The 13,389-nt window shown below is 71.8% G+C and carries 12 protein-coding genes; 9 read left to right on the forward strand and 3 right to left on the reverse strand.

Going from position 1 to position 13,389, the window contains the following annotated elements; translation table 11 throughout:
* The first annotated feature begins 37 nt into the window (after positions 1–37).
* The 4 genes from blsF to QIY60_RS14375 all read left to right on the forward strand — a co-directional run bounded on the left by blsF (position 38) and on the right by QIY60_RS14375 (position 5,313).
* Positions 38–976 (forward strand): CGA synthase-related protein, encoded by a 939-nt coding sequence (gene blsF, locus QIY60_RS14360; protein ID WP_283142787.1) that lies wholly within the window; start codon positions 38–40, stop codon positions 974–976.
* A 52-nt stretch (positions 977–1,028) separates the two neighbouring features.
* Entirely contained in the window at positions 1,029–2,192 is a 1,164-nt protein-coding gene (locus tag QIY60_RS14365) for a DegT/DnrJ/EryC1/StrS family aminotransferase (protein WP_283142788.1), read from the forward strand.
* A gap of 51 nt (positions 2,193–2,243) precedes the next feature.
* On the forward strand, positions 2,244–3,539 hold the full coding sequence (locus QIY60_RS14370) for an MFS transporter (protein ID WP_283142789.1): 1,296 nt from the start codon (positions 2,244–2,246) through the stop codon (positions 3,537–3,539).
* Between the two features lie 154 nt (positions 3,540–3,693).
* Positions 3,694–5,313 carry an ATP-binding cassette domain-containing protein gene (locus tag QIY60_RS14375; RefSeq protein WP_283142790.1) on the forward strand — a complete coding sequence of 540 codons (1,620 nt, stop codon included), beginning with the start codon at positions 3,694–3,696 and terminating at the stop codon, positions 5,311–5,313.
* A 656-nt stretch (positions 5,314–5,969) separates the two neighbouring features.
* Here the strand turns inward: QIY60_RS14375 and QIY60_RS14380 are convergent.
* A complete protein-coding gene (locus QIY60_RS14380; RefSeq protein ID WP_283142791.1) occupies positions 5,970–6,371 on the reverse strand; it encodes a hypothetical protein in 402 nt (133 codons plus the stop codon).
* On the reverse strand, positions 6,280–6,702 hold the full coding sequence (locus QIY60_RS14385; RefSeq protein ID WP_283142792.1) for a hypothetical protein: 423 nt from the start codon (positions 6,700–6,702) through the stop codon (positions 6,280–6,282). Before QIY60_RS14385 ends, QIY60_RS14380 begins: the two co-directional genes overlap by 92 nt.
* A gap of 171 nt (positions 6,703–6,873) precedes the next feature.
* Here QIY60_RS14385 and QIY60_RS14390 point away from each other — a divergent pair, with 171 nt between their 5' ends.
* The 4 genes from QIY60_RS14390 (at position 6,874) to QIY60_RS14405 (ending at position 11,720) form a co-directional block, all read left to right on the forward strand.
* Positions 6,874–7,539, forward strand: a complete 666-nt coding sequence (locus QIY60_RS14390) for a GntR family transcriptional regulator (protein ID WP_283142793.1) — start codon at positions 6,874–6,876, stop codon at positions 7,537–7,539.
* Positions 7,536–9,950 (forward strand): dolichyl-phosphate beta-glucosyltransferase, encoded by a 2,415-nt coding sequence (locus QIY60_RS14395; RefSeq protein ID WP_283142794.1) that lies wholly within the window; start codon positions 7,536–7,538, stop codon positions 9,948–9,950. The genes QIY60_RS14390 and QIY60_RS14395 overlap by 4 nt, the downstream gene beginning before the upstream one ends.
* Positions 9,951–10,115: 165 nt before the next feature.
* The gene (locus QIY60_RS14400; protein WP_283142795.1) at positions 10,116–10,766 is read left to right on the forward strand and encodes a hypothetical protein; all 651 of its coding nucleotides are present in this window, start codon (positions 10,116–10,118) and stop codon (positions 10,764–10,766) included.
* 99 nt (positions 10,767–10,865) lie between these two features.
* Positions 10,866–11,720, forward strand: a complete 855-nt coding sequence (locus QIY60_RS14405) for a class I SAM-dependent methyltransferase (protein WP_283145925.1) — start codon at positions 10,866–10,868, stop codon at positions 11,718–11,720.
* 275 nt (positions 11,721–11,995) lie between these two features.
* On the opposite strand, the gene QIY60_RS14410 is transcribed toward QIY60_RS14405, so the two are convergent.
* The gene (locus tag QIY60_RS14410) at positions 11,996–12,721 is read right to left on the reverse strand and encodes an SLATT domain-containing protein (RefSeq protein ID WP_283142796.1); all 726 of its coding nucleotides are present in this window, start codon (positions 12,719–12,721) and stop codon (positions 11,996–11,998) included.
* Positions 12,722–13,008: 287 nt separating this feature from the next.
* Between QIY60_RS14410 and QIY60_RS14415 the strand changes: the two genes are divergently transcribed.
* Positions 13,009–13,344 carry a YbaB/EbfC family nucleoid-associated protein gene (locus QIY60_RS14415; RefSeq protein WP_283142797.1) on the forward strand — a complete coding sequence of 112 codons (336 nt, stop codon included), beginning with the start codon at positions 13,009–13,011 and terminating at the stop codon, positions 13,342–13,344.
* Positions 13,345–13,389 lie beyond the last annotated feature (45 nt).

A 13,389-nucleotide genomic window follows, 5' to 3' on the forward strand; every position in this document is an offset into this window, starting at 1 on the left:
CGCCCGCGTCTGCAACCGACCGCGCCCGGAGCCACCCATGTCCTCACCCACCACCGCCCCGCATCCCGCCCCGCCGCGGCTGCGCGTGCTCGCCGCCGCCCGGCCCACGCTGGAGTCCCGGGCCGCGTTGCGCCATGTCAGCGCCCACCTCACCGAAGTCGAGCTGACCGGTGAGCCGGACACAGGCCCGGCCCCCGGCGCCGCCGTGGTGTGCGACGACGAGGTGCTCGCCGCGCGCCTGAGCGCCTCCGGCGTGCCAGTCGTATTCGTCGCCTCCGGTGGTCCCCCGCCCGGCGACGCCTGGCCGCCGTCGGCCGTCCGCTGCCTGCACCGGCCGGGCTGGCTGGGCGGGCAGCGCGCCAAGGGCGTGCACACCGTCGGCACGATCGCCCCGCCCCGGGCCGCCCGGGCGCGTGCGGCGCGCGGCGCGGTCGTCCAGTTGTCCACACCGGATCTGCACCCCGACGACCACGCGGCCGTCGCCCGGGCGGGCGCGGCCCTGCGCGCCGCCGCGGAAGCGGCACGGTACGACGGGAAACCGCTGCTCGGCGTGGTCCTGGACGCGCCGGTGCCCGCGCGGTCCGCCCTGCTGTCCGCGGCCGGAGAGGTCACCGGCGCGCTGCCCGTCGTAGGGGTCGAGGAGGCTGCCACGGAGCGGCTGCTGGCCGAGGCGTCGCTGCTGGTCTCCTCGCCCCTGCTGACCGCCGTCAACCAGGCGCACGCCGCTCGGGTCCCGCTGCTGCTGCTCCCGGCGCTGGACGCGGACCAGGCCGGTCGGCTTGCCGGGATCACGGAGGCGGCCGACATCGAGGTGCTCGACGCGGACGCACCGGACACCTCGGCCGACCGTGCCGTCCGAAGTGCCGACCTGCTCTGGAACCGCATCTCCCGGGCACTGGAGCACGCCGGCGACGACCGGCGCGGCGCCCAGCGTGTCGCCCGTCAGGTCCGGCAGCTCCTGCTCGCCCCGTTCTGACGCGGCCTCTCCCCGCAGCCCCTGTCCACCCACCTCGAACGGAAGCCTGCTGATGCTGCGTCCCTTCCCCTACGGCGCCAACTACCTCTCCCTGGGGGACACCCCCGAACTGCACCGGTCCCTCCACAACAAGGTCCTCTTCCGCTACAGCGCCCCTGCACCGAGCAACGCCGACCTGCTGGAAGCGTATGCGGCCGAACGGCTCGGCGCGGGGCGGGCGCTGACCGTGCCGAATGGCACACAAGCGCTGCGTGTGGCGCTGATGGGCACCCGACCGCGGGTCGGCGACCCGGTGTACATACCGGCGGTCACGTTCGTCGCGGTGGCCGGTGCCGTGCTGTCCTGCGGACTGGTTCCGGTCCTCGTCGACGTCGATGAGCGGTTCGGCCTGGACGCCTCGCTGCTGCCCGCGGACGCGGAGCGAGTGGTAGTGGCGCACATGGAGGGCACCGTCGTCGACCTGCCCGAGCGGGTGCCGTACCTGATCGAGGACAGCGCGCAGGCCATGGGCGGACGCCACACGGACGGACGGCACGCAGGCACCGTCGGCTATGCGGGCACGTTCAGCTTTCACCACGCCAAGATCCTCACCTCCGGCGAGGGCGGCCTGGTCGTGGTCCGCGACCCCGCCCATTGGGACGTCTTGCGCTCCTACACCGACCATGGCTCTGCCCGCGAGCAGGGCAAGTACCCGGGCTGGAACCCCGGCGCGTTCTACGGCGAAAACCTGTGTGCCAACGAGGCCGTGGCCGCCGTACAGCTCCAGCAGTTCCGGCGGCTGGACGAGATCCTCTCCTCGCTGGAGCGGCACTACGCCCTGACGCTGGAGGCGCTCGGCGAGCGCTCGGACGTCACCGTGATCCCCAAGCGCCCTGGTGACGTCAAGACCAGCGTGCGGCTGCTGCTGGAGTCGCGGCATCTGCGAGACCGGGCCATGGAGCGGCTGGAGGAACGGGGGCTGCCCTGCTGGACTCTGGACAAGTACCTTCTGCCTGAGCACCCGGTGGTGGCGGGCCGCGCCTCGCTGTACGCGGATGGGTTCCCGTGGAACCTGGCCGACGGCGACGACCGTTACGCGCCGTTGAGCCGGGACGGTTTCGCCGCAACTCGCGACGGGCTGAGCCGCACCCTGTGCATACCGCTCACCCCGGAACTCGACGAGGCGGAACAGATCCTGTTCGCTAAGGAGATCGCCGCCGTCGTTGCCGCGCTCTGAACGGCACCTTCCTGCCCGGCGGACCGTCCCCACAAGAACCGAGAGAATGCCATGACCCACGCCGTATCCGACAGCAGGCCCGAAGAGCTGTCCACTGAAACCGACTCCAAGCCCCCGCCCGCCGGGAACCGGTTCCTCAGCGTCCTGAGCGACAAGGCCATGCGCGCTCCACTGCTGTGGAGCATCGTCGGTCGGTTCCCGCTGTTCCTGGTCACGCTCGCCCTTGTAATGTTCGCCACCTCGCGCGGCACGGGCTACGGCTCCGCGGGCCTGCTGCTGGCCTGCTACTCGCTGGGCGGTGCGGTGCTTGCGCCGATCGTCGCCCGCCGCGTCGACGTGCACGGCCAAACTCCCCTGCTCCTCCTTACCGGTGTTGTCCACCCGCTGGCACTGATCGCTCTGGTGTGCATGGCGCCTGACGCCCGCCTCCCGCAGCTGGTGTGCGTGAGCGTCGCGGGCGCCACGATCCCGCCGATCAGCGGCTCTGTCCGGTCGCTGTGGAGCGCGCTGCCCACCAGCGGCCGGGAGGCGGGCTTCTCCCTGGAGGCGGTGCTCAGCGAGATCTTCTTCATCGGCGGACCGCTGCTGCTCAGCGGCATACTGTTCTGGGGAACCCCCGCCACGGCCCTGGTCGTCGGCGGGGTTCTGGCGGGCGTGGGTGCCATCGGTTTCGCCACCACGCAAGCCTCGCGCAACTGGCGCGCCGAGGAGACCGAGAGCGACCTGCTGGGCGCGCTGCGCTCGCCGGGCCTGGTCCGGCTGCTGGCCGTCCTGGTCTGCGCGGCCGTGTCCACGGGCGTGTTCAACCTGGCCCTGCCCGCCTTTGCCGAGGAACACGGCTCCGCGGACAGCGTCGGGCTGATCTTCGGTGCCTGGGGCGTCGGCGGGGTCGTCGGCGGGCTCTGGTATGGCAGCCGTACCCGGGACTGGCCCGCCGAACGCACCCTCGCCATCGGCCTGCTCCTCCTGTCCGCGCTCACCGCACTGCCCCTGCTCGCCTGGGACAACTGGTCGATAGGCTTGGCCCTCGCCCTCGGCGGCCTGGTCTATGCCCCGGTGACGGTCGTGCAGTACGAACTCGTCGCGCGCACGGCCCCGTCAGGCGCCATCACCGAGGCATTCACCTGGGTCATCACCGTTAACGTCGTCGGCACCGCCGTCGGTGCTCAACTCGGCGGTCTCCTCGTCGGCGCCTACGGCACCTGGGCGGCCTTCGTCGCCGCGGTCGCCGCCCTGCTGGCGGGCACCGCCGTCGCCTTCGCCGTACGCCACCGGTTCACGGCCCCGGCCGGCACCCCCGGCTCGACCCACCCCGATCCAGCGGAACCGGACCTCTACAACGCCTGAGCGGTTGCTCCGGGGCCCCGGCCGCTGGCGGCCGGGAAAATAATGAGCAGCCGTCGACCAGGCCCGCCTGGCACCGTGGTTGGGGGCCGCCCGCCCACACAGCGCGCCGGCGCACCCACGCCATATCCGTACAGCAGACAAGGACACAGGAAAGATGGGACATCTGGAGGCCTCTCACCTCGAGTACTACCTGCCCGACGGTCGGGTGCTGCTCGGGAACGTGTCGTTCCGGGTGGGCGAGGGAGCTGTGGCGGCCCTGGTCGGGGCGAACGGCGCCGGCAAGACTACGCTGCTGCGCCTGCTGTCCGGCGAGCTGAAGCCGCACGGCGGCACCGTGACTTCCAGTGGCGGCGTCGGGGTGATGCGGCAGTTCGTCGGCTCGGTGCGGGACGAGACCACGGTCCGCGATCTGCTGGTGTCGGTGGCGCCGCCGCGCATCCAGCAGGCCGCCCGGGCCGTCGACGCGGCCGAAACCCTCATGATGACGGTGGACGACGAGGCCGCCCAGATGAAGTACGCCCAGGCCCTCGCCGACTGGGCGGAGGCGCGCGGCTACGAGGCGGAGACCCTATGGGACATGTGCACCATGGCCGCGCTCGGGATGCCGTACGAGAAAGCGCAGTGGCGCCAGGTGCGCACCCTGTCGGGTGGTGAGCAGAAGCGGCTCGTGCTGGAGGCGCTGCTGCGCGGTCCGGACGAGGTCCTCCTGCTGGACGAACCCGACAACTATCTGGACGTACCGGGCAAGCGATGGCTTGAGGAGCGGCTCGCCGAGACCGGCAAGACGGTTCTGTTCGTCTCGCACGACCGGGAGCTGCTGGCCCGCGCAGCCGGGCGGATCGTCGCGGTGGAGCCGGGACCGGCCGGCTCCGACGTCTGGGTGCACGGAGGCGGCTTCGGCTCCTTCCACGAGGCACGGCAGGAGCGGTTCGCCCGGTTCGAGGAACTGCGCCGCCGCTGGGCCGAGAAGCACGCCCAGCTCAGGAAGCTGGTACAGGACCTGCAGCAGTACGCCGCGCGCAGCGACGACATGGCCTCCCGTTACCAAGCGGCCCGGACCCGGTTGCGCAAGTTCGAGGAGATCGGCCCGCCGCCGGAGCCGCCGCGCAAGCAGGAGATCCGGATGCGTTTGCGGGGCGGCCGGACCGGGGTGCGGGCCGTCACATGCGAGCACCTGGAGCTGACCGGGCTGATGAAGCCGTTCTCGTTGGAGGTCTTCTACGGCGAGCGGGTGGCGGTCCTCGGCTCCAACGGCTCGGGTAAGTCGCACTTCCTGCGGCTGCTGGCCGGGGAGGATGTCGACCACACGGGAACGGTGAAGCTGGGCGCACGGGTTATACCGGGTCATTTCGCTCAGACGCATGCGCATCCGGAGCTGATGGGGCGCACGTTGGTGGACATCCTGTGGACGGAGCACGCCCAGGACCGCGGCGCGGCCATGTCGGCGCTACGCCGCTACGAGCTGGACCGCCAGGGGGACCAAACCTTCGGCCGACTCTCCGGTGGCCAGCAGGCCCGTTTCCAGATCCTGCTGCTGGAACTCCAAGGGACCACTGCGCTGCTGCTGGACGAGCCGACGGACAACCTGGACCTGGAGTCGGCGGAGGCCCTCCAGGAAGGTCTGGATTCGTACGAGGGGACAGTCCTGGCGGTCACCCACGACCGCTGGTTCGCACGGTCCTTCGACCGCTTCCTGGTCTTCGGCAGCGACGGCTGGGTACGCGAAACCCCAGAGCCGGTGTGGGACGAGCGCCGGGTGGAGCGGGCACGCTGACGCGCATGATGTGTGTTCCGTTCAGAAATGAGTCGCTGCAGCTCATAGGGGGTCTGGTGGGAACGGCGGGGGTACTGGGACCAGGCCGAGATGATGGTCTCGCTGGTGTACATTCCGCCCACCTCGCCGGAGCGGAGCTCGCGGTCTCGCGCGAGGCGCCGCAGGGCACCGGGGTGCCGTCCCACAGCCGCACCACGTCGGTGCTGGAAAGAGTGCGGGCTGCCAGCCAGCGCAGGGCCGCCTCCATGGGCGTCGGCCTCCCGCACCCGCCGTGCTGGTCACGGGCGTGACCGCGGCCGCCGCACAAGCCCCGGCCGCAGGTCAGAACATCACCGCCACTCCCGCCGCCCAGCACTCTGCTGCACGGGCAGACCTGCCGGAACCCTCACCGGTCGGCATCGCCCGGGACGAACTCGCCAAGCTCACCGTCGCCGAACCCCACCCCACGACCGGCTGCAGCCGGGCGAAGTTCCCCCACTGGATCACCCAGTACGGCAAATGCGACACCCGCGTTATCTGCACGCATGGTTCCGGGGACTCACATGAACCTGCTGGTAGGGCCATGCTTTAGCGAAAGATCAGGCTCAGAGGCACGTGAGGGACAAGACGTGGTGAGGTTCCCGGCAGAGGCCGGCCGGGAACCTCACGGGCCATCGCTATTCCTTCGAACTTGGGGCTACTCGGATGGTGCGGGCGAGGGCTCTGCGAACCGCAGTAACCTCGTCTTCCAGTTCGAGGGTTCGGCGTTCCAGCCTGCCTGCTCGCTCGGTCTGCTCGGCCAGCTCGGCGACCAGGAGAGCGTTGTGCTTCTCCAGATCCTGGATTCGGGAGACAAACTCGGTCCGTTGGACGTCGTCGATCTCCGCGCCGAGCGCGAGCCTTACCCGCTCCCGGAGCCGGTCCCGCTCCGTCTTCAACTCCTTGACTTCTTCACGGGCCAGCGCGAGGTCGGTGTGCAGACTCGCCTCACTGACGCGTTGCCACGGGGTGACCGCTGCGGCGGGGAGCCCATGCTGGGCCTGCTCCTGCATGGCGGCCCGGGCGGCGGCGGTTCCCATCGCGACCCGCTGCTTCCTTGTCTGCTCGCAGGTCGGCGATGGTCTGCTCCAGCGCGGGCCGGTAGGAGGGGTCCGGCTCGTAGAAGTCACAGCCGGCGCACTGGAAGCGGATGCGGCAGTGTCCGCCGCCGGCTTTGACGTTGCTGGGCTCGGTGCAGCCGCCGTTCGGCACCGCGACCGACCGCAGTTCGTAGGCGAGGGGGTCGGCGGAGCCGCGAGGGTCACCACGACGGTCGGTGGCCAGGGCGGCTACGGTCTCGACGGCTTTGCGGCGCCGTTCCTGGGAGACGGTGTAGTACCCCATGGTCACGTCGAGCGAGCGGTGGTCCATGAGCTGGCACCGCACCGCTAGGGGCGCGGGGAACTGCGCGACCAGCCCCCACCGGCGCGCAGCCGAAGAACCAAGCCGCCCGGCTGAGGGCTTTCGGGAAGGGGCGGGGTGGGGGAGTCCCAGCCGGGGCTGGCCTATCGTGTGCGGGATACCGACGAGGGGAGGGGCGCCGTGCCCCCGAGTGGAGGCGTGACGCGCAGCACGCTGCGGCAGCAGATCGCCGACGCGCTGCGCGACGAGATACTGGCCGGGCGCCTGCAGCCCGGCGAGGAGTTCACCGTCAAGCAGATCGCCGAGCAGTACGGGGTCAGCGCCACCCCCGTCCGCGAGGCCCTCGTCGACCTCACCGCCCAGGGCCTGCTCGACTCCGACCAGCACCGCGGCTTCCGCGTCCACGAGTTCTCGATCGAGGACTACAAGGGGATGGTCGAGGCCCGGTCCCTTGTCGTGAACGGGATCTTTCGGCAGATCACCGAGCTCGGGGCCGCTCACGGCCCCGCCCTCGTCTCCGTCCGCCGCCGCGCCGAGGAGTGCGCCCGCGCCGCCCGCAGCGGCGACCTCAACATCCTCATCGGCTACGACCTACGGTTCTGGCGCGAACTCGGCGCCCTCGCCGGAAACCCGTACATCTCAGACTTCCTGCATCGGCTGCGGATGCAGTGCTGGGTCTTCGCCGTCCCGTACCTGCGCGGCCGCTCCGACCTCAGCGACTGGCTGTGGAACGGCCACGGCGACCTCGTCGACGCCGTGGTCAAGGGCGACGGCGACGCCGCGTACGCCGTGATCAGCGCCTACAACGACCACTCGCTCACCTGGGCGGAGCGGCTGAAGCGGTGACGGACGGCGACTCCCCCGACCTCTCGGTCGTCGTCCCCGCGTACAACGAGGAGCGGCGCCTGGGACCGACCCTGGACGCGATCCGGGACCACCTCCACGACTCGGCGCTCTCCTGGGAGCTGATCGTCGTCGACGACGGGTCCGAGGACGGCACGGCCCACGTCGCACGCCGAGCCGCCGCCGGCGACCACCGCATCCGCCTCCTCGCCGCCGACCGCAACCGCGGCAAGGGCCACGCCCTGCGGCTCGGCGTCGGCGCCTCCCGGGGCGCCCGCGTGCTGCTCACCGACGCCGACCTGGCCACCCCCGTCGCCGAGCTCGACCGGCTCGCCAAGGAGCTCGACGGCGCCGAGGCGGCCGCCGCGATCGGCTCCCGCGCCCACCCCGAGGCCGACATAGCGGTCCACCAGGGCCGGGTCCGCGAGTGGCTGGGGCGGATGGGCAACCGGCTGATACGCGCGGTCGCGGTCCCCGGCATCCACGACACCCAGTGCGGCTTCAAGCTCTTCGACGGCGACAAGGCGCGCGCGGCCTTCGCGGACGCCCGCCTGGACGGCTGGGGCATCGACGTGGAGATCCTCCAGTACTTCCGCCGCCACGGCTGGCCCGTGGCCGAGGTCCCGGTCCGCTGGTCCCACCAGGAGGGCTCCAAGGTCGGCCCGGCCGACTACGGGCGCGTGCTGCTCGAACTCGTACGCCTCAGGGCCCGCTCCGCGAGCCGTGCGAACCTCGCCCTGTTCGCCCTCTTCCTGCTCTCCTCGGTCCTGCTCTACAAGGACCTCTGGACCGACCTCGGCCGCGGCTACCTCGCCGACTCCGGTCAGGACCAGAACCAGTGGGAGTGGTTCTTCTCGGTCACCGCCGACAACGTCCGGCATCTGCGCAACCCGCTCTTCACCACCCTCCAGGGCTTCCCGGACGGGGTGAACCTCATGGGCAACACCCCCATGCTGGGCCTGTCCGTGCCGCTGGCGCCCGTCACGCTCGCGCTCGGCCCGACCGTCACCTGGGCGCTGGTCCTCACGCTGGGCCTGACCGCCACCGCGTACGCCTGGTACCGGCTCTTCGCGCGGTGGGTGACCGACAACCCGTGGGCCGCCGGGCTCGGCGGCGCGCTCGCCGGCTTCGCGCCGCCGATGATCTCGCACGCCAACGCGCACCCGAACTTCTGCGTCCTGTTCATGATCCCGGTGATCGTCGACCGCGCGCTGCGGCTGTGCTCACCGGCCGCGGACGTGCGCCGCGACGGCGTGCTGCTCGGCCTGTTCACCGCGTACCAGATCTTCCTCGGCGAGGAGGTCCTGCTGCTCGCCTCGGTCGGCATGCTGCTCTTCGCGCTGTCGTACGCGCTGGCGCGGCGGGATGTCGTACGCGAGGCCGGGCCCGCGCTCGCGAGGGGCCTCGGGGTGGCCGCCCTGGTCTGCCTGCCCCTGGTGGCGTACCCCCTGACCTGGCAGTTCTTCGGCAGCCAGAGCTACCACTCGGTGCTGCACGGCGACAGCGCGGGCAACAGCCCGCTCTCCTTCCTGAAGTTCTCCGGGCGGGCGCTGCTCGGCGACGAGGCGGCGGCCGACAAGCTGGCGCTCAACCGGACCGAGCAGAACGCGTTCTACGGCTGGCCGCTGATCGCCCTGGCCTTCGCGATCACGGTACGGCTGTGGCGCCATGCCCTGGTCAAGGCGCTCGCGGGCACGGCGGTCGCGGCGGCACTGCTCTCGCTCGGGCAGCGGATCCGCATCCCGTACACGGACGTCGTCCTGCCCGGCCCCTGGCGCGCCCTCGCCCACCGCCCGCTCTTCGAGTCGGTCATCGAGGGCCGGGTCGGCATGGTCTGCGCACCGGCGCTCGGCGCGCTGGTCGCGCTGGCGGTCGGCCGTCTGGCGACGGCGGGCCGCGCGAACCGGGCCGTCGGCCTCGCCGCGGTGGCCCTGGCCCTGCTGCCGATCGTCCCGACCCCCTTCACGGTGACCGAGCGGGCGCCGGTGCCGTCGTTCTTCGCGGACGGGCTGTGGCGTACGTACGTGAAGCCCGGCGAGTCCGTGGTGACGGTGCCGCTGCCCGACCCGGCGGCCGCCGACGCCCTGCACTGGCAGGTCCGCGCGGACCTCGGCTTCCCGCTCCCCGGCGGCTACTTCAACGGCCCCTGGGGCCCGGACCGCATCGGCATCTACGGCGCCTCCCCGCGCTGGACCTCCAACCTCCTGCGCGATGTGCGCTACGGCGGCGCGATCCCCGACATCGGCGCCGCCTGGCGCGCCCAGGCGCGGGCTGACCTGGAGTACTGGAAGGCCGGGCTGGTCGTGCTGCCCCCGCAGGACAACGACGAGGCGCTGTACACGACGGTGGCGCGGCTGCTCGGCAGGGAGGGCCAGCGGGTGGACGGGGTATGGATCTGGGACGTGGGCCGCTGAGGCCGGGCAGGGTTGTGATGCGTCCGCTGATACGTGTGTGACACCTGAGCCGACGGCTTCGGGGCGCGTTGACGCGTACCCCGCACGGGAGTTGACGGGCGAGCTTCGCGGAGCGTGCTCGGCGGACTACGCTGTCCCGACCATCGCGACCTCGTAAGGAGCCCCGTGGCCTGTGACTTGTGGCTGGTCCCCCTCGTCGACGTGCTGTGCCACAGCCCCGACAACCCGTTCGCCGAGGAGATCGCCTCGTACGACAAGGCACTCGGTGAGGCAGGGCTGCCGCCCGTGCCCGTCTTCGCGTACATGCCCGGCCTGTCGGGCGACGTCGCCCCGGTCGCGGGCTTCGACTACGACGCCCTGCACTTCCTGCGCCGCGCCTACCTCCTCCAGCTCTGCCGCCTCGCCGTGACGCCGGTCGACGAGCTCGGCGGCGACTACGAGCAGCTCCTGGAGATGTTCGAGACGACGGCCCAGCAGTCCCATCTGGTCTGGCACTACGACCACGCGGGGGCGTACGTGCCGGTGGACTTCCGCACCCCGCTCGCCAACGAGGAACTGCTCGCCGGGGGCGGTCCGCTGGGCTCCACCCACGGGCTGCTGCGGGAGCTGGAGTTCGTGGCCCCGGCGATCGGGATAGACCCCGTCAACCCGCCGATGGCCCCGGCCCCGCCGGACCGCCCGACCTCCCTTGAGGAGCCGGCGGGCCCGATCCCGTACGACGAGAGCCCCTTCGCACGGGAGCGGCACGTGTGGCTGGGGCTGCACGCGGCGGCGACGCGGTCGCTGGCGCAGGGCTCTATGATCATCTTCAGCTGAGTCCGGGGATGTGGGGGATGTCGCCGGGGCACCACCCACCCCACCCCTGGCCGTAAACTCCGCGCCACTTGGCGGGAGTAGGACCGGTTCATGTCCTCGATGCCACCAACGACGAGCGCCCAGAGCGCCGCCGCCCCGGCCCGCTTCTCCGACGTGAAGGGGTGGTTCTGGCCCGCCGACCAACTGCTCTTCGACTGGTTCCTGGCGCGCCAGGAGCGCCAGGAACTCCGTGGTGACCTGCTGGAACTCGGCGCGTACCTGGGCAAGAGCGCGATCTTCCTGGGGTCGTACCTGCGGGAGGACGAGACGTTCACGGTCTGCGACCTGTTCGACTCGCCCGCGCCGGACGACCCCAACAGCGAGGAGATGGACCGCTCGTACGCGACGCTGACGCGGCGGGGGTTCGAGGCGAACTACCTGTCCTTCCACGACGAGCTCCCGGTGGTGGTCCAGGCCCCCACGTCGGTGATCACGTCCCGGGTGTCCGCGTCGTCCTGCCGCTTCATCCACGTGGACGCGTCGCACCTGTACGAGCACGTGCACGGGGACATCGCGGCGGCGCGGGCGCTCGTCGCCCCGGACGGGATCGTGGCGTTCGACGACTTCCGGGCGGAGCACTGTCCTGGGGTGGCGGCGGCGGTGTGGGGCGCGGTCGCCACGACCGGCCTGCGCCCGATCTGCATCACGGGAACGAAGTTCTACGGCACGTGGTCGGATCCGGGGCCGGTGCGCACGGAGCTCCTGTCGTGGCTGTCGTCCCGTCCCGACATGTGGCACGGGGTGGAGGAGGTGGCGGGGGCGCCGCTGATCCGGATCGCGGGCAAGAAGGCGGTGGCGCCGAAGGCGCCGCGCTCCCGCCACGAGGGTGCGCCGACCCCTTCGGCCCCGACGCCCCCGAAGCCGCGCGCACCCCTGACCCGCCGCTTGGCGAGGACGCTACTGCCACGCCGCTGAACGGCGGTTTTTGCCCCACCCCACCCCTTCCCGAAACCCTCCGGGGGTGGGTGGGGGTGGAGGCGGCTTTCCCGGGGGCTGCGCCCCCGGACCCCCTGTTCGTCTGCGGACCGTGCTGGGTTGCTCGCGCAGTTCCCCGCGCCCCTAACCCCCCAGGGGCGCGGGGAACTGCGCGACCAGCCCCCACCGGTCCGCAGATGAAGAACCCGGCCGCCCGCCAGAGGGCTTTCGGGAAGGGGCGGGGTGGGGGAAAAGCCCGCCGCAGGCGGGGACCGTCAGCGTGGGGACTCCGGGGGGCGTTGGCGGGGCATGTTGGGGCGGGTGCCCGGGGGGAGGGGGAAGCGGCCGGGGCCGGGGGCCGCGTCCGGGCGGGGGGACAACGACGCCAGGGACTGCATCACCAGGGGGGCAGGGCCGGAGCGGAACTCCACCATCCAGTCCGCCGTCTCGGAGCGGACAAGCTCCGTGACGTCCTCCGAGAAGCGGCGGAGAACAGTCAGGCACCGCTCCGCCGCCTCACTCGCCGTACCCTCCGTCGGCCCCAGAACCTCCCGCACACTCTCCGACGCCCAGTCGAACTGAAGAACCTGCAACCGCCGCTGCACCGCCTGCGCCGTCGCCACATCCCGCATCCACCCCGACGTCAGCCCGAAGTACCGGTCGCAGGCCAGGCAGGCCGCGCCCAGGAGCAGCGAGACGTAGCCCCAGCCCGACGCGCCCGGCAGCGCCCCCGTCACATCGAGCAGCGGCAGCCCCGCCCCGGCGATCGCGCCCGTCGCCGTGCACACCCGCAGCACCCGCGCGCCCCGCCGCTTCCACAGCCGGTCCGCCAGGTACCACTCGGCCGTGCGCAGCGCCCCCGCCTCGACCCACCGGTACAGCTCGTCCAGCCGTTCCGCGGGCTCGCCCCAGTCGCCCAGCGGGAACGGGCGCCCGGTCAGGTCGCGCTCGTCCCGGGGCGGTCCCGGCGGCCTCTCGGGCTGCATCTCCGGCTGGCTCACCTGGCGCTCCCTCCGAAATCATCAGCGGACGTAACGTACAGTGATGGCACATCACCATGCGTGGCAGTCCCCGGCCTCCCCCGAGACGTGACTGCCCTTCCTACCGCCGAATGGTGGGAGCGAGAGCCGATATCCCGGTATTTCCCCCCGTAAGAGGGCCTTGATCAGGTAGGGAAACCTCCGTCGACTCACTCGAAAGAGTTGCGGAGCAGCGCGCGGGGAGAGCACGTAGGCTCGGAGTGCCGGATCCTTCCGGCACACGACTACGCGAAAAGACGGAGTGCACCGTGATCCCTGGTGGTGGCCAGCCCAACATGCAGCAGCTGCTCCAGCAGGCCCAGCAGATGCAGCAGGACCTCGCCCGCGCGCAGGAGGAGCTCGCCGCGACCGAGGTCGACGGCCAGGCCGGCGGCGGGCTCGTCAAGGCGACCGTGACCGGCTCCGGCGAGCTGCGCCGCCTCGTCATCGACCCGAAGGCGGTCGACCCGGAAGACACCGAGACGCTCGCGGACCTCGTCGTCGCCGCCGTCCAGGCCGCGAACGAGAACGCGCAGCAGCTCCAGCAGCAGAAGCTCGGCCCGCTGGCGCAGGGCCTCGGCGGAATGCCGGGCCTGCCCTTCTGAGGCACGTACGGGAGCGCGCCCGCCCTTATGCGGCGCCCGCCCACC

Origin of the sequence: Streptomyces sp. BPTC-684, from assembly GCF_030028635.1 — a bacterium.
In the GTDB taxonomy this organism is placed as follows: Bacteria; Actinomycetota; Actinomycetes; order Streptomycetales; family Streptomycetaceae; genus Streptomyces; species Streptomyces noboritoensis.

Excerpts from the sequence above, each read along its gene's own strand:
- QIY60_RS14405 (WP_283145925.1), top strand. The coding sequence starts at position 10,866 with ATGCCACCAACGACGAGCGCCCAGAGCGCCGCCGCCCCGGCCCGCTTC.
- QIY60_RS14365 (WP_283142788.1), top strand. The coding sequence starts at position 1,029 with ATGCTGCGTCCCTTCCCCTACGGCGCCAACTACCTCTCCCTGGGGGAC.
- QIY60_RS14375 (WP_283142790.1), top strand. The coding sequence starts at position 3,694 with ATGGGACATCTGGAGGCCTCTCACCTCGAGTACTACCTGCCCGACGGT.
- QIY60_RS14370 (WP_283142789.1), top strand. The coding sequence starts at position 2,244 with ATGACCCACGCCGTATCCGACAGCAGGCCCGAAGAGCTGTCCACTGAA.
- QIY60_RS14380 (WP_283142791.1), bottom strand. The coding sequence starts at position 6,371 with ATGGGAACCGCCGCCGCCCGGGCCGCCATGCAGGAGCAGGCCCAGCAT.
- QIY60_RS14385 (WP_283142792.1), bottom strand. The coding sequence starts at position 6,702 with ATGGACCACCGCTCGCTCGACGTGACCATGGGGTACTACACCGTCTCC.
- blsF (WP_283142787.1), top strand. The coding sequence starts at position 38 with ATGTCCTCACCCACCACCGCCCCGCATCCCGCCCCGCCGCGGCTGCGC.